Below are 16,746 nucleotides of genomic sequence, written 5' to 3'. Positions count from 1 at the left end.
TGCATAGAGAGCGTATCTCTGTTCAGTCCGTTATTTTTATGACTTTTCATGACATTTGCCGTTAGTTTAAAATCTGCTTCGCTTAGGTTGTTTACTCCACGATCCGGAGAATTTCCGCGACTTCCTTGCGGGGAGTCGCTTTTGGCGAAATCGCAGGGTGCCCGAGCGCAATCACCATGTTCACTCCGCGTTCTTCGGGAATATCAAGATATTCACGGAGCTTGTCCTCTGCCAGAAGCACGGGACCTGTCATAGGACAAGTCGCCAGTCCTTTGGCGTGAGCAGCTAGCATTAGGTTTTGCGCAGCGAGACAGCTGCTCTTGAGTCCCTCTTCCGTCCATACTTCAGGCTCCACGAAAGAAATCGGGTCAAAGATGCGTTCTCTGAATTTCGAGGTGTACGGCGTTGAAAGACAGACGATCAGTACAGGAGCCCCAGAGAAGGCAGTAGCATAGGGGCCGAAGGATTTAACAAGCAGCTTGGCTTCTCTGGCCAGTCCTTCCCCTTCGGCGCGCTCGGCAATTTCATGCAGCTTGCTCCAAGTGAAATTCTCAATATGCTTGATCTTCTCTTTATTGACAACTGCAATGAATTCCCAGGTTTGTGAGTTCGTATCGCTAGGTGCGTAACGGGCACAATCAATAATTTCTTCGATATCCGATATCGCAACAGGCTCTTCCGTAAAATCCCGTATGCTTCGGCGGGTAATGACGATGTCCCGGAATTGATTAAAATCCATAATATCCCACCTTCATCTCTATTAACACTAGGTACTATAACCTGCTCTTAATTATAGCGCATATGGTACCTTTTGAACAGAAACATAATACGGTTTAATCCTTGTTTAGTCATTAAAAGGCAAGGAATCGTTAGCTTGCGTCTTCGGTTTGCCTCTGTAAAAATAACGGCTTGCAAAACCGATAAAAGCAAGTAGAGACGTACCCATCGCGGCAAAATAGTAATTTTCCCTGCCGAAATGCTCGAACAGCATTCCCCCAAAGGTTCCGCTGAGCAGACCCGATAAGCTTGACCACATGACAGTGAACAGGGCTAGTCCAGTTGCTTGAAACTGAGCAGGGATCAGGCGGGAAAGCATCCGTATGGCGGTAACGTAAAAGATACCGAAAGAGACGCCATGCATCATTTGGATCAATAGCACGCCGGTTGCCGAATCCGAGATGCCGACCAGCATAAACCTTAAAGCAAACATCAGGCTAGCGAACAGCAGCAAGGGCAGCTCTTTGAATTTCTCTCCGTATCTGGTCAGCAGCAGGAAGATTGGTATTTCCGAGAAGGCGGACAGGAGCATAGCCCAGCCGATTAATTCCTCGCCCGCTCCTAAATCATGCAATGTAATAGATAAGAAAGCGTCGTTCATCCGCATCCCCAGTGCCAGGCAAAATACGCAGCCTAAAAACCACAGCAGCTCTTTCTGTTTAAGAATCGATAAGACGCCCGAAAAATTCACTTTTGATACGCTGGCCGCCTGGTCTTTAATGAATAAAGTAAAGAACAGTGCGGCTCCGGCTATGATCATCGCTACCCCCATCGTCGAGATGGAGGGGATCGTTGAGAGCACATAACCGATCAACAGGGCAAAAACAGCGAATCCAATCGAACCAAAGATGCGGATCGAAAGAAAATTTTTATTATGACGATTTGCTGTTGAAATCGCGATGGAATCGGTCAGCGGAAGCACGGGATAGAAAAAGGAATAATACAGCGTAATGATGAGCATGATGACTGAAAATTGGGTTGACATTGAAAGAAAGAATGACATTAATATTTGTCCCGCTAGCAGGATAAATAATATTTTTTTAATCGTACGGTATCGGTCACTGGCATAGCTCCATAGCAGATTGGAGATTAATGAGATCATTGGGCCGACGGCGTAGATGTAGCCGATTTGCGTTCTGGAAAATCCGAGATCCGCATAGAAAAGCGGGAAGTAGGAGGCAACCAGCGCACTCGTTCCGTAAATAGTAAAAATAAGAGCTCGAAGCCAAGACACCTCGGAGCGAGCTAAGTCTGATGATTTCATCGTTCGATCTAAACTCCGTTCAAGATAAATTAGGACACAAGAAGTTGTGTTAACATGTAACATGCATAGTATATCATAACCGTATTTATAATTAGTTTTTTTAGCATAGTAAATTAGTTATAATATAGCTTAACAATATAATGTCGATGGGGGGATCAGCATGTATCATTCCTGTTTTGTATACGACGAAAGATTGGAAATCCATGTGCCGTCTCTGGATCGACCCTTTGAAGCCTATCATATTCGAGAAAGATTGGCCATGATTGAGGATTGGGAGAGCATCCGCGGACGAATACCTACGAAGGTAATGGCGCTGGAACGGTTGATCGAGCGGAAACTGTTGGAGATGGGGAATGAGAATGACTTTGAGAAGAGCTGCCAAATTAATGGTGAAATTGCGGAGTTAGCGAGTCAAATCCACGATCTTCAAATTTGGTACCGCCTCTCGCAGGATGAGCCCACAGCAAAAACTCATCTGTGATTTAGTTAATTTGTACAAAGAGAGGGATCATATTATAATATAGACTGGTTTTAAAACTCGCTATATCTAAACAACCTAGTGGAGGCAGGCCATTGATTGAACTTAAGCAAAGCCGAAACCAGTTCCCTAAAGAACCGATCAGGTTGATGAGCCGGGTGTACAAGTTCATCTTGCCCGATGTGCGCAAGGAACTTAACGGCTGGAGGAAGGAAGCGGGGACGATCCCCGACCCTGAGCTAAGAAGACAAGCGCTTGCCAGTATCGAGACCAAGGAGTTCCACTGTCAAGGGGGCGCGGTATATGCGGCTGCTAATTTGCCGAAGCGCCATATTCTCATCCCTTTAATCGTAGCATTTCAAACGATTAGTGATTATTTGGATAATCTTTGTGACCGAAGCACGTCGATGGATGAGGGAGATTTCCGACTGCTCCATCAAAGTATGCTGGACGCGATCGATCCGCAGGCAGAACTGACTGATTATTACGCACTTCGAGAGGAACGCGAGGATGGGGGCTATTTGCACCGTCTCGTCTTGACCTGTCATGATCAAATTCGCAAGCTGCCGGGATATCGCGCGGCTCAGCCTTTTATTACTGAACTGGTGCAGCTGTACACGGATTTGCAGGTGTACAAGCATATCCATCCTAATTTGCGCGAGGCTGCTCTTCTCGAGTGGTGGAAGCTTCATCAATCACGAACGCCGCAATTGAAGTGGAACGAGTTCGCAGCAGCGACAGGTTCGACCCTTGGCGTATTTATGCTGTTTCTATCGGCGAGCGATGAGCATTTGAATGAGTCAAGCGCCCGAGTGATCCAAAATGCGTATTTCCCCTATGTATGCGGACTACATATTATGCTTGATTATTTAATTGATCAGGCGGAAGATGAGATTGGCGGAGATTTGAATTTCTGCAGCTATTACGATAATAAGGAAACGATGCTTCAACGCATTGTATTTATGGTGGACGAGGCCCGCAAGGATGTTGCTGTTTTACCGGCTTCGTCGTTTCACGTGATGATTATCGAAGGGCTGCTGGCTTTGTATTTATCCGACCCCAAAGTCAGTGAACAGCAGGAAATTCGAGGGGTTTCTAAGCAATTAATGAGAAGAAGCTCGCTTATGCGGGTATTCTTCTTTATAAACAGCCGTTGGATCCGCAAACGCTTGAAATAGCATATTATTTTTCATCAATACTTAGAATTCGACTCACGAAGCAAAGCTTTGCTTCACAAAACTAAGCGTATGCTTACGAAGTAAAGTTTTGCTTCACAAAACAAGCATATGCTTACGAAGTAAGTTTTGCTTCACAAAACTAAGCGTATGCTTACGAAGTAAAGTTTTGCTTCACAAAACATTTAGGAGGAATCATTATGTCAGCAGTTAAAAAAATCGCAGTTCTCACCAGTGGCGGTGACTCCCAGGGAATGAACGCAGCCGTACGCGCAGTCGTGCGCAGCGGATTGTACTATGGGCTTGAAGTATTCGGGGTTCAACGGGGGTATCAGGGGCTGCTCAATAATGACATCTTCTCCATGGATCTTAGAAGCGTAGGCGACATTATCCAGCGTGGAGGAACGATTCTTCAGTCGGCTCGTTGTGCGGAATTCAAAACGGCGGAGGGCCAACAGAAGGGTGCTCAAATATTGCGCGATCGCGGGATCGACGGCCTGGTTGTTATTGGCGGCGACGGTTCTTATCAAGGGGCTGCCAAGCTTAGCCAGCTAGGCATCAAAACGATGGGGCTCCCAGGTACGATTGATAATGACGTTTCATTTACCGACTATACGATCGGTTTCGATACAGCTGTGGGCATTGTTGTAGATGCTGTAAATAAATTGCGGGATACGATGTCATCCCATGAGCGGGCGTCCGTCGTTGAAGTTATGGGGCGTCATTCCGGGGATATTGCTTTGCATGCGGGATTGGCTGCGGGGGCAGAGACGATTCTTGTGCCGGAAGTACCTTTTGATTTGAACGAGGTTGCTGATCGGATGAGAACGAACTTTGACAATGGCAAAAGACATAGTATCGTTATCGTTGCAGAAGGCGTAGGTACGGGAGAAGAAGTCGTTAAAGCGATTAAAGAGCGTCAGCCATCTCTTGAGCCGCGCGCAACGGTGCTTGGACATATTCAACGTGGCGGATCGCCTACTCCGTTCGACCGCAACTTGGCAAGCCGCCTTGGAGACTTTGCGGTGCGCAAGCTGATCGAAGGCGAGTCGAATAAAGCCTGTGGCATGATTGGCGGCGAAATGCTTCTGACCGACATCGAGAAGGTAGTTTCGACGAAGAAGACGTTTGATATGAGCTTGTATGAGCTTGCTTCCCGCCTGTCCCAGTAATTAGCCGCTAGCGACAGACGCTCAAGGGTGAATAGGAAGAATAAAGGGAAATCCAGATGACAGTTGACTGTCATCCCTGGATTTCCCTTTTTGGTTATGAATATGAGCTGTTCTGTCTATTCAGGCTGGTGCGAGTGAGCGGCAAGATACTCCATACCGTCAGCTTGTTTGGCAGATGATGCTTATTCATAGGTTACGCCGGAGGTATATCTATTGGATGCGTTCCAAAGCAGATACTCATCGACATTCAATTCCTTGAGTGCGCGAATTTGCTCTTCGATTTCATGTTTGCCATATTTGATGTAGTGGCCTTTGCCGAGCCAGCTTGCCGTAAAGTCCTGAATCCATGGCCGAATCAAAGGTTGATTCTCGCCAAGCGGCTCCAGTTTCTTTTGCGTATCGATCGTTGCTCCTTTTATGGTTTGGTAGGGAGCTTTGTCGGGGTCCTTAGCATTGAACCATCCTGTAGTATAATGGCTCGGATAGATCATGGGGCAGATAATGTCCACATTTTCCGAAATCTTCACAAAATCCTGGCCGATCCCTTCAGCAGCAGGAACAGACGCCGCATAACCGAATATATCGACAGATACTTTTACGCCAAGCGGCTCCAGTTCCTCTTTTGCATATTTTACAAAGGAGGTGACGGCATCAACGCGGCTCCGCTCATCCTTATGATATTTCAAAGTATCCGCTCTTTTCTCGAAACCTTCCGGAAAGCGGACGTAATCAAACTGAATTTCTTTAAATCCAAGCTTGGCCGCTTCTTTGGCTATTTCAAGGTTATAGTCCCATACTTCCTTGCTGTACGGATTGACGAAGGCTTCCCCCTTGCCATTGCTCCAAACGGAGCCGTCGCTATGTAGGAATGAATATTCCGGATGCTTCTTCGCAAGAATGCTATCTTTGAAAACAACAACGCGAGCTATTGGGTAAATGTTATGCTTCTCCAAACGGGCCATAAGCGCATCGATATCGCGAATGAACGGCTGCGGCTTGCCCAGCTCTTGAAGCTTCTGGTTGTCTGTCTTGTAAGTGATATAGCCCGTGTCATCTTTAATGTCAATAACCATGGAATTCAATTCGGTGCTATCCAATAAATCAACAAGCTGATCCATACGGGAACCGCCAGCGCTATAAGCAGTAACGTATATTCCCTTTACGATGGGAGCTTCCACTTGAGGATTCACGGCGAGCATCGAAGGCGGGAGCGGATTGTCGAGCCGACCTTCGGCGGCATTGGCTATGAAGGTATGGTAGGAGGATTGCAAAATGCTTGGCATTTTAGTATATGAAGATTCCTTGTGAGCCGGTGGGATATCCCCGCCGCCTGTACTCAAAGCTAGCAGTAAAATAGTCCAAATGATATTCATCGTATTCTCTCCCTATTAAGATACACATTCTAAGATGATTATAAAGGATGTTTGTTGTTCATAATAAACAGATTTGTTATTGTTTGCGAAAAAAAGAACAGCGGACATACACTTTTAACACGATGTTCCCCGGTTGAAACCCAAATCAAAGAAAAGCACCGGGCAGCGCCATTGTAAATTTAATCGCGGTACCGGAATGCCCGAACTAAGGAATTATCAAAACGCATGACCAAAACATTAAAACTAGAAAGTATAAAACATGCGTCAAAACTATATAATTCACAGCAAATCATAGCAAAATTTCGAAAAAAAAGCCGCTTCTTCTGCCAAGACAAAAGAAAGCGGCCTGTGTGCTGCTTATAAAGCTGAGTTCACGGATACTTCTAATTAATGAAGCAAGTTAGTATCCTGAAGCTCGCAAATGCTGAATTGAATAATCTCCATTGCATCATTCGGTTTCAATAAGCTCATACCGTCCCGAAGGATGATCATGGAGTCAAGCTCCTTCTCGTTAAAGAAGGGAAGCATGTCGGGGAACCACTTCATGACGATTTGTGCCAGTTTTACCGTTTCCATTTCCACATCAATCACCCTTTCCTTCTAGAATCATTCGTGTAGAGAATCATTCTTAAACGGAAAAGCACAAAGCCTGTGAAATCGGGTAAAGCTGAAATCTTATGATATTGACGAAGGAACCGCGCATAATTCATTATAACATAACGCGCTATACTTTGGCACGGCGGACAGGCCGATGGTAAAAATTACTTTTTACGGAACGAACCCATCACACCTACGGTCTCCACGATGTTGACAAAAGCCGCTGGATCGGTTGATTTTATAATGTTTCTGAGCTCCGTCAGCTCATAACGGGTCGTAACGGTCATTAGCATATCCTTCTCCTTGTGAGAGAAGGCGCCTTGTGTCTTAATCAGAGTAACGCCACGGGGCAGCTTCAAAAGTTTGCTAAGTAATTCGTCGGTCTTGTCCGTTATGATGAACAAAGTGATTTTGATATGGCTGACATGAAGCAGATCGACCACTTTGCCGCTTAGATAAATCGATACCATCGAAGCTAAGGCCAGATTCCAGTCGCCTTCGATGTAGCCCATGGCCAGGATGACGAGGGCGTTCATAGAGACGAGGACACTGCCGACCGGGAAATCCCGATATCTTGTAATGATCGAGCCCACAATATCAAACCCGCCTGATGAACCGCCGGCTCGAAAGGATATTCCGCTGCCGATTCCAACCAGCACTCCCCCGACGACGGCGGATAGGAACATATCGGTCGCAAGCGGAACTTCACGTACTGGAATTAAAGCGATGAACCATGTGACCGATGCGACAGAGAGAATGCTGAGCATAATGAAGCGCCTTCCGAGCAGAAACAGTCCGGCAATAAGAATCGGAATGTTATATACCAGATACATCACACTTAAGCTTAGGGGCGTAAAGTAGCCAGTCAGCATGGACAGACCCGACACTCCGCCACTAAGCAGATGGTGCGGGACGAGAAATAGATTGAAGCCAGTTGCGATCAGTGCCGCGCCGAAGATGATAACCAGGCTGTTCCAAATTGTTTTGAGCATTGAAAATTCACCTCTTGAAGATGTAGAAATATGCCAAGCAGCTTGCTGGTGTTCTTTTCATGTTTTGTGCTATAATGTTTGAGATATTCTTGAGTAGGTATCCTTTTCCAGGGAAAATGGTTAAGAATGTACTAAGCGATCCGTGCAGTTTAACTAAAGATCCGTACGCTATGTAAAATTTATGGGTTGATGGGACAGCCTATAAACGTTCCAATGCTACTTAAGAATACAGTCAAGATGGTGGGATGTCCACTATATAGAAGGAGTATGAATATTTTGAGCACATTTACAGATTTCGGCTTAGAGCCTAAGGTTCTACAAGCAATAACAGAACTCGGATTCGAAGAAGCAACACCAATCCAAACCAAGTCCATTCCTTATGCGATGACAGGTCGTGACCTGATCGGACAAGCGCAGACAGGAACGGGGAAGACGGCAGCGTTCGGTCTTCCGCTAATCAACAAAATTCCAGCCAGTGAGGAGCGCATTGTTGCGCTGATCATGACCCCGACACGGGAACTTGCAATCCAGGTAGCCGAAGAAATCGGCAAGCTGTCCCGCTTCAAAGGAATTCGTTCCCTGCCGATTTACGGTGGGCAGGACATCGTACGACAAATTCGCGCACTGAAGAAGAGACCTCAAATCATTATCGGTACCCCTGGCCGTTTGCTCGACCACATCAATCGTAAGACAATCAAGCTAGACGACGTTCAGACTGTCGTACTGGACGAAGCTGATGAAATGCTCGATATGGGCTTCATGGAGGATATTCAATCGATCCTGAAGCTTGTCCCCGAAGAGCGCCAAACAATGCTATTTTCCGCTACAATGCCAGCAAATATCCAAAGGCTTGCCCAGCAATTTCTAAAAGAACCGGAGCATGTCTCTGTCATTCCTAAGCAAGTTAGCGCACCGCTGATTGACCAAGCTTATATCGAAGTGCATGAGCGCCAGAAATTCGACGCGCTTACCCGTTTGTTAGATATGGAATCCCCGGAGCTTGCCATCGTATTTGGACGGACGAAACGCCGTGTAGATGAGTTGGCAGAAGCTTTGCAAAAACGCGGATATTCGGCGGATGGTCTGCATGGCGATCTATCTCAGAACCAGCGTGATAACGTAATGCGCAAGTTCCGGGATGGCAGCATCGACGTGCTTGTCGCTACGGACGTGGCGGCGCGCGGCCTGGATGTATCCGGCGTAACCCATGTCGTTAACTTCGATTTGCCGCAGGATCCTGAAAGCTATGTACACCGTATTGGCCGTACTGGCCGGGCGGGCAAGGAAGGCGTCGCCTGGTCATTCGTCACACCGCGGGAAATTGACCATCTTCACTTCATTGAGCGGATCACTCGCCAGAAAATTGCCCGCAAACCGTTGCCATCCATTGCGGAAGCAATTGAAGGAAAACAACGCATCACGGCAGAGCGTTTGCTTGAGCTTGTTGAAGCAGGTGAGCTGAACGAATATAAAGGCATCGCGATTTCGCTCCTGGAGCAATATGATTCAGTCAATTTGCTGGCAGCCGCATTTAAGCTTATTACAGGCGATAAAGCGGATAAAGCAAGCATTGAATTGACTCCGGAAGAGCCGATTCGCGTAAAACGCCGCAACCCGGACATTCGTTCCAGCGGACGCAAACCGTATGGCTATGGCAATCGCGGCGGCGGTGGCTACCGTCGGGACAACCGCGACGGTGGCAGCCGCGGTGGCTACGGGAACAAGGGCGGTTATAATCGCGACGGCGGACGGGATTCTTACCGCTCTTCCTCGGATCGCAAGCCGCGTCCAACGAGCAGCGGTGGGGATCGCAGGGCCCCTAGACGCAGCGACAATCCATCGTTCGACAACTAATAAATTGCGTCATAACAAAGAAGACGGAAGCCCGTGGGCGTTCCGTCTTCTTGTTATTGAGATTAGTACAGAATCGAACGGCTCACAATAACGAGCAGAATAAACAAAACGAGAATTGTACCTGTGGAAGTCCAGAAACCGCCATATCCTGGGCCTACATTGGACATGAGATAACCTCCTTTAAAGTGTTGTTTTTGAAGTTACGGTATATACTATGGTGTAATTGTTCAACGAGATTAGACACTTACCCAGAACAAGTCAAAATAGGCGCTGGATAGAGCTCATTTAATCATGTATAGTATTATTTATAGACATAAACCTTACTGGAGGGAGATTTTTTTTTGGAATACAAAGGACTAATGAGCGGTTTCTACAAAGCAACCGAGTGGATTATGAGAATTTCGGGCAGCAACTTGCTCTGGCTTCTCTGTTCGTCGCCTTTCTTGTTTTTTGTGCTTACGGGATTATTGAGCCCGGACATCGAAATGTGGATTCAAATCGCCTGGATTTTAGCGATCTTGGCACCGTTTACACTATTCCCGGCGACATCGGCCTTGTTCTCTGTGACACGCAAGTGGGTGATGGGTGACACGGACGTAAGCGTCATTAAAGTGTACTTTAAAGGGTACAAAGAGAATTACAAGCAAAGTATGATCGGCGGTATCTTCTACACGTTATTGATTATCATCATGATTGTTGACTATAACGTGTATATGAAGCAATTCGCCAACATGCAAATCATCGGCATTATTATGTTGATTTTCTTAATTTTGCTGTCGCTTTCCTTGTTTAATTTCTTTTCTTTAGTTGCTCACTATCATTTAAAAACTACGCTTTTGATTAAAAATGCGATTTTGCTGACGATTCTTCGGCCGTTTCGCGTATTATCCACGGTACTTTGCGTCGTCGCGTTAGGTTTTATTACTGCGCAATTCACATGGCTGATCTTATTCGGCTTCGGTACACTTACCGCGTTCGTCGCCTTCTACAACTTCAATATAAGCTACAACAAGCTGCAGGAGAAGGTAGAGAAGATGCGCCAGAACGAGGAAGGCACGAAAGAAGGCGAAGAGGAATCGGAGCCTGGGGACGACGAAGGGAAGCATGAAGACGGCGAAGATAGTCCAAGGGAGCTGCCGGAAGGCAGTGAGGATCGTGCTGGCGCTGTGAATGAGGATGGGGACGGCAAGGACAAAGAGAATACTAAGTTTTAGCTAAATGATGCTTTTTCTAACAATTTTAATCATCCCATTATATTAGGTTTACATTTAGAACTAGAAGGACTATAATAGGTTTACGTCCTGCGATGTACGTTTCGGTTCCATGTTGTTTTGAACCAATGACAATGTCCAGGGAGACTTAGATCGTAACGCTGCTGAAAGGCCCTATCACTTATGATAAGGGGACTTCAAAGGCGCTGCTGCGGTCACCCACCTGCTAACGCAGGTTCGAGGCAGTGTAACCGGACGGCATAGGCGGGTCTACATAGTTCAAGCTTAACAGCACCTTGCAACCCTTTATTGATTAAAGGCGGCAGGGTGCTTTTTTTTGTCGCTGTTTTTTTTATGAGGAGTATGATGAGTATACTTTTGTTTGTTACGTAACAATGTTAAACTAGATACTAATGTACTACATACACCCGATGTCTCGTGACGAGTAACGAAGGAGGAAGTAGAGTGTCAATAAAAAGAACGCTCATCGGCATATTCCGCAGCCAAGAAGGTACGAGTGATCGCGCGAAAATGCCTGAAATGAAAACAAGGTATTATCAATTGTCCAAGGATAAAATTTGGGAGGAAGTCTCCTCCACTTTAAAGAAAATTCCAGGCTATAAAGTGCTCCACGAAGTTCAGTCAGTCGGTGAAATTACGCTGGAGAAGAAAACCGCCTTGGGCCGCACCATGGATATTACGGTATCGATCGTCTCTACAGGGCCGCTTCGCAGTGCCGTAGATATTTATTCGGCTACCCGAGGTTCGCTTGGGGATTTGGGCAGCAATTACCGCAACATCCTCAATCTTTACGCTGCGTTGGATAAGAAGCTTGGAGCTTATAAAGTAACGTCATAAGAAGACAAAAGCGAGCAGGAAGGCGTTGACCTTCTACTCGCTTTTGTTATTCAACATATTATTCTTGGGCTTATGACAAAAGTGCTTTAACCGCAGCAACCGCATGATCGTAATTCGGATGCTCGGTCATTTCACTTAAGTATTCGACATAAGTGATTTTGTTGTCTTTGTCAATGACGAATACGGAACGTTGATCCAATTTAAATTCTTTAATCAACACACCGTAGGCTTCTCCAAAGGAGTTGTCTTTGTAGTCGGACAACGTAACTACACGGTCAACACCGGCAGCACCGCACCAGCGTGCTTGAGCGAATGGCAGATCCGCGCTTACCGTCAGAATTACGACGTTATCGCCAAGACTGGCAGCTTCTTCATTGAAGCGGCGAGTCTGTGCGTCGCAGACGCCTGTGTCCAGGGAGGGGACGACACTGATGAGTTTGATTTTACCTGCAAAGTCCTGAAGGGTTGCTTCTTCGAGCAAGTTCTTGCTTAATTTGAAATCTGGAGCTGTGTCGCCAACCTTCAGTTCAGGACCAACCAGAGTAATAGGGTTGCCTTTGAATGTTGCCGCATTAGTACGTTCTTGTGCCAATTGTATCTCCTCCTAAACAATTTTGTGAATGCACCTAATTTTAATTATAATCTTTTTAGAAGAAGATTGTCCAACATTAGGAAGAAAGGTATGGATTGTATGATATTTATTCGTTACGAGAATTGGAGAACTTACTTGAAGTCTTACCCGGTTACTTGCCTCATTCTCGCTGTAAATATTGTGATGTTTATCCTCTTCGCATTAAAAGGAAGAACCTATGGCGCCATTATTGGCTACGGGGCGATTACGAACGCCGTGCCATACGCTGGCGAGTGGTGGCGGTATATTGCGGCGATGTTCCTGCATGCTGATTTCGGCCATTTGTTCTCCAATAGCTTCGGAATTCTTATCTTTACGCCGCCGATGGAGAGACTGCTCGGTTCATGGCGATATATTCTGCTCTATATAGGGAGTGGAATTGTCGGAAATCTGCTTACGATGGGGGTCTACCAGCATGCAACCGAACTGCATGTCTCCGTGGGGGCGTCTGGAGCTATTTACGGCATTTACGGCGCCTTCTTGTATGTAGCGCTGCTTCAACGGAATTTGATGGATGAAGCCTCGCGTAAGACGCTGTACAGCTTGCTCATGATCGGGGTTGTCTTTTCATTTATCGTGCCTCAAATTAACTGGATCGCCCATCTTGGCGGCTTCATCGGCGGCTTCTTCATTTACGGATTAATTATTCGGCTGTTAAAACGACGTTGAACCCCTTGTGAGTAAATGGTAAAGTTATGATAGAGTAAATACGTTGGCAAGTCACCCCTATGGGTAATGACAGGAATCGAAATGGAGCGATCAGATTCGTGGAATTAAGACAACTGCAATACTTTGTGAAGGTGGCGAAGAAGGAGCATGTTACTCAGGCAGCCGAAGAGCTTCATGTTGCCCAGTCTGCCGTAAGCAGGCAAATTCACCAATTGGAGCAAGAGCTTGGCGTTGATTTGTTCATGCAAAAGGGCAGGAATCTGCATTTGACTGCGGTCGGACAGCTTTTTTGCGGTCGTGTAGAGGCGATCCTGAAGGATTTGGAGCGAGCCGTAAATGAAGTTCACGAGTTTATCGATCCTGAGCAAGGCGAAATTCGCCTAGGATTTCCACATAGCCTCGGCGTCCATGTTATTCCGAGCGTAGTTGCCGAATTCCGCAAGCTGTATCCCAATGTAAAGTTCAGATTTAAACAGGGAATGTATCCGACACTCATTCGTGATGTTGTGTCTGCCGAAGTGGATTTGGCCTTTATCTCTCCTTTTCCAGAGAACCATAATCAAGTTGCGGGCAATGTCGTTTTGACGGAAGATTTGGTAGCAATATTGCCTCCGGGACACCCGCTCGCTAACGAGCAGAGCATTAAATTAAATCAATTGAAAGATGATAAATTTATATTGTTTAGCAAGGGATATTCACTAAGACCGATCGTGTGGCATGCTTGTTTAGAGGCTGGCTTTACTCCAAAAATTGCTTTTGAAGGAGAGGAGACGGACACGATTCGCGGTCTCGTCGCCGCTGGAATGGGGGTAAGCCTGCTGCCTGAAGTGGCGCTGTTCCAGAGCTTCTCGCTGCAACCAGCCAGAGTTCGCATTTCCACGCCAAAGATCACGAGAACGATTGGACTTATTCATCGAACCGACGATAAGCTGCCGTTGGTCGCGCAATCATTCCGCATATTTCTATTAGAATATTTCGGCTTGCAACCGGACACACCGCCAAGTTAATGACGGCAGAAAAGACATAGATGCAAAAATGGAGAATAATCGGCTCAAGCGTATGAGCGACTATTCTCCATTTTATTTTCATGGTGAGGATAAATAATTAATTCTGATTACGGCTCTCAAGTAAGATCAATACGAATCTGAACAGTTCAAGCAGGGAAATCAACGCAGCGGCCACATAGGTTAATGCGGCTGCATTAAGAACCTTGCCCACCTGCTGTTCTTCATTTTGAGAAACTAGACCCATGCCGAGCATTCCGCGGCGAGCCCGGTTGGTGGCGTCGAATTCGACAGGCAGAGTAACCAATTGAAACAGCACGGCCAAGGAGAAGAAAGCAACGCCAATTCCGGCCAGATTCATTAATCCGAATAGGAAGCCGGCAAGTATGAGGAAAGGAGAAATCCGCGAAGTCAGATTGACGATGGGAAACATTTTGTGACGCAGCACGAGCATGGAATAAGATTCCTTGTGCTGGATCGCATGACCTACCTCGTGACAAGCTACGGCAACAGCAGAAATAGAATTTTCAAAATAGACAGGCTCGGACAATCGAACAACGCGCTTAGTTGGATCATAGTGGTCTGTCAGGCTTCCGCGTACGGGTTCGATCGGGACATCATACAGTCCATTGGCATCCAGCATGCGCCGGGCGGCATCATGCCCGGTGAGGCCGTATGTGCTGGGAACCTTGGAGTAGCGCTTAAATGTTCCCTTCACTTTAAATTGTGCCCAGAATGAAAGGCCAATCGCCAGCAGCAGCAGTAAAAAAATCGTATTAGAATTCATCGAAATATATTCCCCCCATAAATTTAGTAGTATCATTGTTGATTTAGGTGAATAGTGTGCTTCCACATGCGAGTATCTTAGGTAAAAGGCCCTTGATTAATTAGAAGATATAAGGCATCGATACAGGCGAGGCTTTGCGGCATTAGACTCGAATACATCTTTCTGGCTTGACCCGGCTTCAAATTTGAAATGAGCGGCTCAAGCTCTTTGACTTCCCGTTCCAATCTCTGCATATGAATTTCAAGGGAAGTTAACTTCTCGGTAACCTGCTCTTCGTGGCTTACCTTATTCCATAATTCCAGCTTCGAGCGAATTTCCTTTAACGTATACTTCTCTTGTTTTAATTCATTAATACGTTTCAAGCGATTTAAGGTTTCAGCGCTGTAGAGACGATAATTTTTCTGTGTTCGTGCCTCTGGTGTAATGAGCTTCAGTTTGGTGTAATAATCAATCGTTCTCTCGCTTACGCTAGCTGCTTTGGCTAATTCGCCAATTCTATATAGTTTTATCATCCCAATAGGCTCACCTCACTCCTAAGGATATATTAGTATATCTATGTTTCTAAAAATAATGATACCTGATACGCAACTATACAGTCAAACGTCATGCTTTCTAATCGCTAGTTACTTTCACTTACTGTTATTTTCCGTTATACTTGTAGCAAGTTCAACTGGCCTTAAGTCGAATAAACCCTGATGATTATTGATAATCTGATACCCTTGCAATATAAAAGCTAGCCGAGAACTCGAATTTTGTTGGTCTGTTTGAACGCTTGCACGGTGACAAGAGCCGATCAGATATAACTTAAGCAGGCTGGCGAATAGAGGCAGTTGGTCAAGATCGATCCGCGAAGGTTGCGGAGGAGCTGTAGGATGGCTATGATATAGGCCCAGCAGTTGTGGATGATAGCAGTACTTGACCCATTCCTGCGGTTCGAGCGAAAAGTGCTGCTCCGGCCGGTTGGAGACATTAAGCAGCGGTACATACTGCTCAATGATGGCTGCATTTTTTGTGGCTTCGCCAAGCAGAACACCACAAGCTTCTTGTGGATAACGGGTAAGGGTATCCTCTTCAACCTGTTTATATACGGAAGGCGGGATGCGCCATTTGGTAAGTGGGGAAAACTTCCGGTCGTTATTGTTCATAATGAGCATTTTCTCCTTCATAATCAGTGGTTTGTAACTAAATATGAAATAAGGGTACAATAACATATATGATTTCTAGCTTTGCCCATTTCCCGATCACATCAAGTAAAGGAAGTAAACACATGAGAAAAAATGCACCGATCCTTGCGCTCCTGCTCATCCTGTTAGGGGTCGCATTGTACCAAAATTACGGAACGAGCCTTTTCCCGTTTCTCGGAGGAAGCCAGGCAACCCAGTCCAAACAAACAAAAACCTTAACGGCAGCGCTTGCCGAGGAAGCGCCCAAGCCCGGTTCTTTGTCACCATCCTTCGCTTTAGAAGGGTTGGACGGAACCACATATCGGGTAGGGGGGGAGCGTGACAAGCCGGTTTTGGTGAACTTCTGGGCCTCCTGGTGTGATCCCTGCAAGGCTGAAGCGCCTGATCTCGTCAGGTTCTATGAAAAATACGGAGATCAGCTGGATATTTACGGTGTTAATGTCACGGCATATGATACGGTGGAGAAGGCCGAGGCCTTCGTCCAGGAATATGGAATTGAATTTCCAATCCTGCTTGATAAAAAAGAAGAAGCTTACAAGAAATTCAACGGCATGGCTTTTCCAACGAATGTATTGATCGACAAGGATGGCGTAATCCAGGATTTAATTGTGGGTATACTCCCGCCCAAAGATCTGGAAGCCAAAATCAAGAAGCTGTTAAAATCTTCTTAAATCGCACAAAATCAAATACAAGAAGGCCCGGATGTCCTTAAGATAAAGG

19 protein-coding genes and 1 other RNA gene are annotated in these 16,746 nt (G+C 46.1%); 10 read left to right on the top strand and 10 right to left on the bottom strand.

Annotation, left to right across the window (positions count from 1 at the left end):
• Positions 1 to 91: 91 nt before the first annotated feature.
• Positions 92 to 739, bottom strand: coding sequence for a nitroreductase family protein (locus CZ379_RS20840; protein ID WP_110933378.1), 648 nt, complete (start codon positions 737 to 739; stop codon positions 92 to 94).
• Positions 740 to 844: 105 nt separating this feature from the next.
• Positions 845 to 2,041 (bottom strand): MFS transporter, encoded by a 1,197-nt coding sequence (locus tag CZ379_RS20835; protein ID WP_110933377.1) that lies wholly within the window; start codon positions 2,039 to 2,041, stop codon positions 845 to 847.
• A 160-nt stretch (positions 2,042 to 2,201) separates the two neighbouring features.
• On the opposite strand from CZ379_RS20835, the gene CZ379_RS20830 reads away from it, so the two are divergent.
• From CZ379_RS20830 to pfkA, 3 genes are all read left to right on the top strand, one after another.
• On the top strand, positions 2,202 to 2,522 hold the full coding sequence (locus tag CZ379_RS20830; protein ID WP_110933376.1) for a hypothetical protein: 321 nt from the start codon (positions 2,202 to 2,204) through the stop codon (positions 2,520 to 2,522).
• A gap of 92 nt (positions 2,523 to 2,614) precedes the next feature.
• Positions 2,615 to 3,697, top strand: a complete 1,083-nt coding sequence (locus tag CZ379_RS20825; protein ID WP_110933375.1) for a tetraprenyl-beta-curcumene synthase family protein — start codon at positions 2,615 to 2,617, stop codon at positions 3,695 to 3,697.
• Between the two features lie 197 nt (positions 3,698 to 3,894).
• Complete coding sequence (gene pfkA / locus CZ379_RS20820) at positions 3,895 to 4,866, top strand: 6-phosphofructokinase (protein ID WP_110933374.1); 972 nt, start codon at positions 3,895 to 3,897, stop codon at positions 4,864 to 4,866.
• A gap of 182 nt (positions 4,867 to 5,048) precedes the next feature.
• Here pfkA and CZ379_RS20815 read toward each other — a convergent pair whose 3' ends face one another.
• The 3 genes from CZ379_RS20815 to CZ379_RS20805 form a co-directional block, all read right to left on the bottom strand.
• The gene (locus CZ379_RS20815; RefSeq protein WP_110933373.1) at positions 5,049 to 6,239 is read right to left on the bottom strand and encodes a putative glycoside hydrolase; all 1,191 of its coding nucleotides are present in this window, start codon (positions 6,237 to 6,239) and stop codon (positions 5,049 to 5,051) included.
• 387 nt (positions 6,240 to 6,626) lie between these two features.
• Positions 6,627 to 6,815 carry a hypothetical protein gene (locus tag CZ379_RS20810; RefSeq protein WP_234404967.1) on the bottom strand — a complete coding sequence of 63 codons (189 nt, stop codon included), beginning with the start codon at positions 6,813 to 6,815 and terminating at the stop codon, positions 6,627 to 6,629.
• 185 nt (positions 6,816 to 7,000) lie between these two features.
• Positions 7,001 to 7,828, bottom strand: coding sequence for a YitT family protein (locus tag CZ379_RS20805; RefSeq protein WP_110933372.1), 828 nt, complete (start codon positions 7,826 to 7,828; stop codon positions 7,001 to 7,003).
• A gap of 276 nt (positions 7,829 to 8,104) precedes the next feature.
• On the opposite strand from CZ379_RS20805, the gene CZ379_RS20800 reads away from it, so the two are divergent.
• A complete protein-coding gene (locus CZ379_RS20800) occupies positions 8,105 to 9,682 on the top strand; it encodes a degradosome RNA helicase CshA (protein WP_110933371.1) in 1,578 nt (525 codons plus the stop codon).
• 62 nt (positions 9,683 to 9,744) lie between these two features.
• On the opposite strand, the gene CZ379_RS20795 is transcribed toward CZ379_RS20800, so the two are convergent.
• Positions 9,745 to 9,849: a sporulation protein YjcZ gene (locus CZ379_RS20795; protein WP_110933370.1), complete on the bottom strand. Its 105-nt coding sequence runs from the start codon at positions 9,847 to 9,849 to the stop codon at positions 9,745 to 9,747.
• A 174-nt stretch (positions 9,850 to 10,023) separates the two neighbouring features.
• Between CZ379_RS20795 and CZ379_RS20790 the strand changes: the two genes are divergently transcribed.
• The 3 genes from CZ379_RS20790 (at position 10,024) to CZ379_RS20780 (ending at position 11,751) form a co-directional block, all read left to right on the top strand.
• Positions 10,024 to 10,896: a YesL family protein gene (locus CZ379_RS20790; RefSeq protein ID WP_110933369.1), complete on the top strand. Its 873-nt coding sequence runs from the start codon at positions 10,024 to 10,026 to the stop codon at positions 10,894 to 10,896.
• 81 nt (positions 10,897 to 10,977) lie between these two features.
• Positions 10,978 to 11,168, top strand: a non-coding RNA gene (ssrS, locus tag CZ379_RS20785) — 6S RNA.
• A gap of 190 nt (positions 11,169 to 11,358) precedes the next feature.
• Positions 11,359 to 11,751 carry a DUF1499 domain-containing protein gene (locus CZ379_RS20780; protein WP_110933368.1) on the top strand — a complete coding sequence of 131 codons (393 nt, stop codon included), beginning with the start codon at positions 11,359 to 11,361 and terminating at the stop codon, positions 11,749 to 11,751.
• Positions 11,752 to 11,821: 70 nt separating this feature from the next.
• On the opposite strand, the gene tpx is transcribed toward CZ379_RS20780, so the two are convergent.
• Positions 11,822 to 12,343, bottom strand: a complete 522-nt coding sequence (gene tpx, locus CZ379_RS20775) for a thiol peroxidase (protein ID WP_110933367.1) — start codon at positions 12,341 to 12,343, stop codon at positions 11,822 to 11,824.
• A gap of 99 nt (positions 12,344 to 12,442) precedes the next feature.
• Between tpx and CZ379_RS20770 the strand changes: the two genes are divergently transcribed.
• Both CZ379_RS20770 and CZ379_RS20765 read left to right on the top strand, forming a co-directional pair.
• A complete protein-coding gene (locus tag CZ379_RS20770; RefSeq protein WP_110934485.1) occupies positions 12,443 to 13,051 on the top strand; it encodes a rhomboid family intramembrane serine protease in 609 nt (202 codons plus the stop codon).
• A 98-nt stretch (positions 13,052 to 13,149) separates the two neighbouring features.
• Positions 13,150 to 14,058: a glutamate biosynthesis transcriptional regulator GltC gene (locus CZ379_RS20765; RefSeq protein WP_110933366.1), complete on the top strand. Its 909-nt coding sequence runs from the start codon at positions 13,150 to 13,152 to the stop codon at positions 14,056 to 14,058.
• A 97-nt stretch (positions 14,059 to 14,155) separates the two neighbouring features.
• Here the strand turns inward: CZ379_RS20765 and CZ379_RS20760 are convergent, their stop codons facing one another.
• The 3 genes from CZ379_RS20760 to CZ379_RS20750 form a co-directional block, all read right to left on the bottom strand.
• Complete coding sequence (locus CZ379_RS20760) at positions 14,156 to 14,842, bottom strand: zinc metallopeptidase (RefSeq protein WP_110933365.1); 687 nt, start codon at positions 14,840 to 14,842, stop codon at positions 14,156 to 14,158.
• Positions 14,843 to 14,919: 77 nt separating this feature from the next.
• Positions 14,920 to 15,354: a MerR family transcriptional regulator gene (locus tag CZ379_RS20755; RefSeq protein ID WP_110933364.1), complete on the bottom strand. Its 435-nt coding sequence runs from the start codon at positions 15,352 to 15,354 to the stop codon at positions 14,920 to 14,922.
• Between the two features lie 117 nt (positions 15,355 to 15,471).
• Entirely contained in the window at positions 15,472 to 15,987 is a 516-nt protein-coding gene (locus CZ379_RS20750) for a M67 family metallopeptidase (RefSeq protein WP_199925713.1), read from the bottom strand.
• A gap of 122 nt (positions 15,988 to 16,109) precedes the next feature.
• Between CZ379_RS20750 and CZ379_RS20745 the strand changes: the two genes are divergently transcribed.
• A complete protein-coding gene (locus tag CZ379_RS20745; RefSeq protein WP_110933362.1) occupies positions 16,110 to 16,697 on the top strand; it encodes a TlpA family protein disulfide reductase in 588 nt (195 codons plus the stop codon).
• Positions 16,698 to 16,746: the final 49 nt, after the last annotated feature.

This window comes from Paenibacillus bouchesdurhonensis (genome assembly GCF_900155685.1).
GTDB lineage: Bacteria > Bacillota > Bacilli > Paenibacillales > Paenibacillaceae > Fontibacillus > Fontibacillus bouchesdurhonensis.
Note: the sequence above shows the minus strand (reverse complement) of the source record. Positions and strands in the feature narration are given on the sequence as shown.

Excerpts from the sequence above, each read along its gene's own strand:
- CZ379_RS20745 (WP_110933362.1), top strand. The coding sequence starts at position 16,110 with ATGAGAAAAAATGCACCGATCCTTGCGCTCCTGCTCATCCTGTTAGGG.
- CZ379_RS20795 (WP_110933370.1), bottom strand. The coding sequence starts at position 9,849 with ATGTCCAATGTAGGCCCAGGATATGGCGGTTTCTGGACTTCCACAGGT.
- CZ379_RS20835 (WP_110933377.1), bottom strand. The coding sequence starts at position 2,041 with ATGAAATCATCAGACTTAGCTCGCTCCGAGGTGTCTTGGCTTCGAGCT.
- CZ379_RS20755 (WP_110933364.1), bottom strand. The coding sequence starts at position 15,354 with ATGATAAAACTATATAGAATTGGCGAATTAGCCAAAGCAGCTAGCGTA.
- CZ379_RS20805 (WP_110933372.1), bottom strand. The coding sequence starts at position 7,828 with ATGCTCAAAACAATTTGGAACAGCCTGGTTATCATCTTCGGCGCGGCA.
- CZ379_RS20830 (WP_110933376.1), top strand. The coding sequence starts at position 2,202 with ATGTATCATTCCTGTTTTGTATACGACGAAAGATTGGAAATCCATGTG.
- CZ379_RS20840 (WP_110933378.1), bottom strand. The coding sequence starts at position 739 with ATGGATTTTAATCAATTCCGGGACATCGTCATTACCCGCCGAAGCATA.
- CZ379_RS20770 (WP_110934485.1), top strand. The coding sequence starts at position 12,443 with ATGATATTTATTCGTTACGAGAATTGGAGAACTTACTTGAAGTCTTAC.
- CZ379_RS20810 (WP_234404967.1), bottom strand. The coding sequence starts at position 6,815 with ATGGAAACGGTAAAACTGGCACAAATCGTCATGAAGTGGTTCCCCGAC.
- CZ379_RS20760 (WP_110933365.1), bottom strand. The coding sequence starts at position 14,842 with ATGAATTCTAATACGATTTTTTTACTGCTGCTGCTGGCGATTGGCCTT.
- CZ379_RS20815 (WP_110933373.1), bottom strand. The coding sequence starts at position 6,239 with ATGAATATCATTTGGACTATTTTACTGCTAGCTTTGAGTACAGGCGGC.
- pfkA (WP_110933374.1), top strand. The coding sequence starts at position 3,895 with ATGTCAGCAGTTAAAAAAATCGCAGTTCTCACCAGTGGCGGTGACTCC.
- CZ379_RS20750 (WP_199925713.1), bottom strand. The coding sequence starts at position 15,987 with ATGAACAATAACGACCGGAAGTTTTCCCCACTTACCAAATGGCGCATC.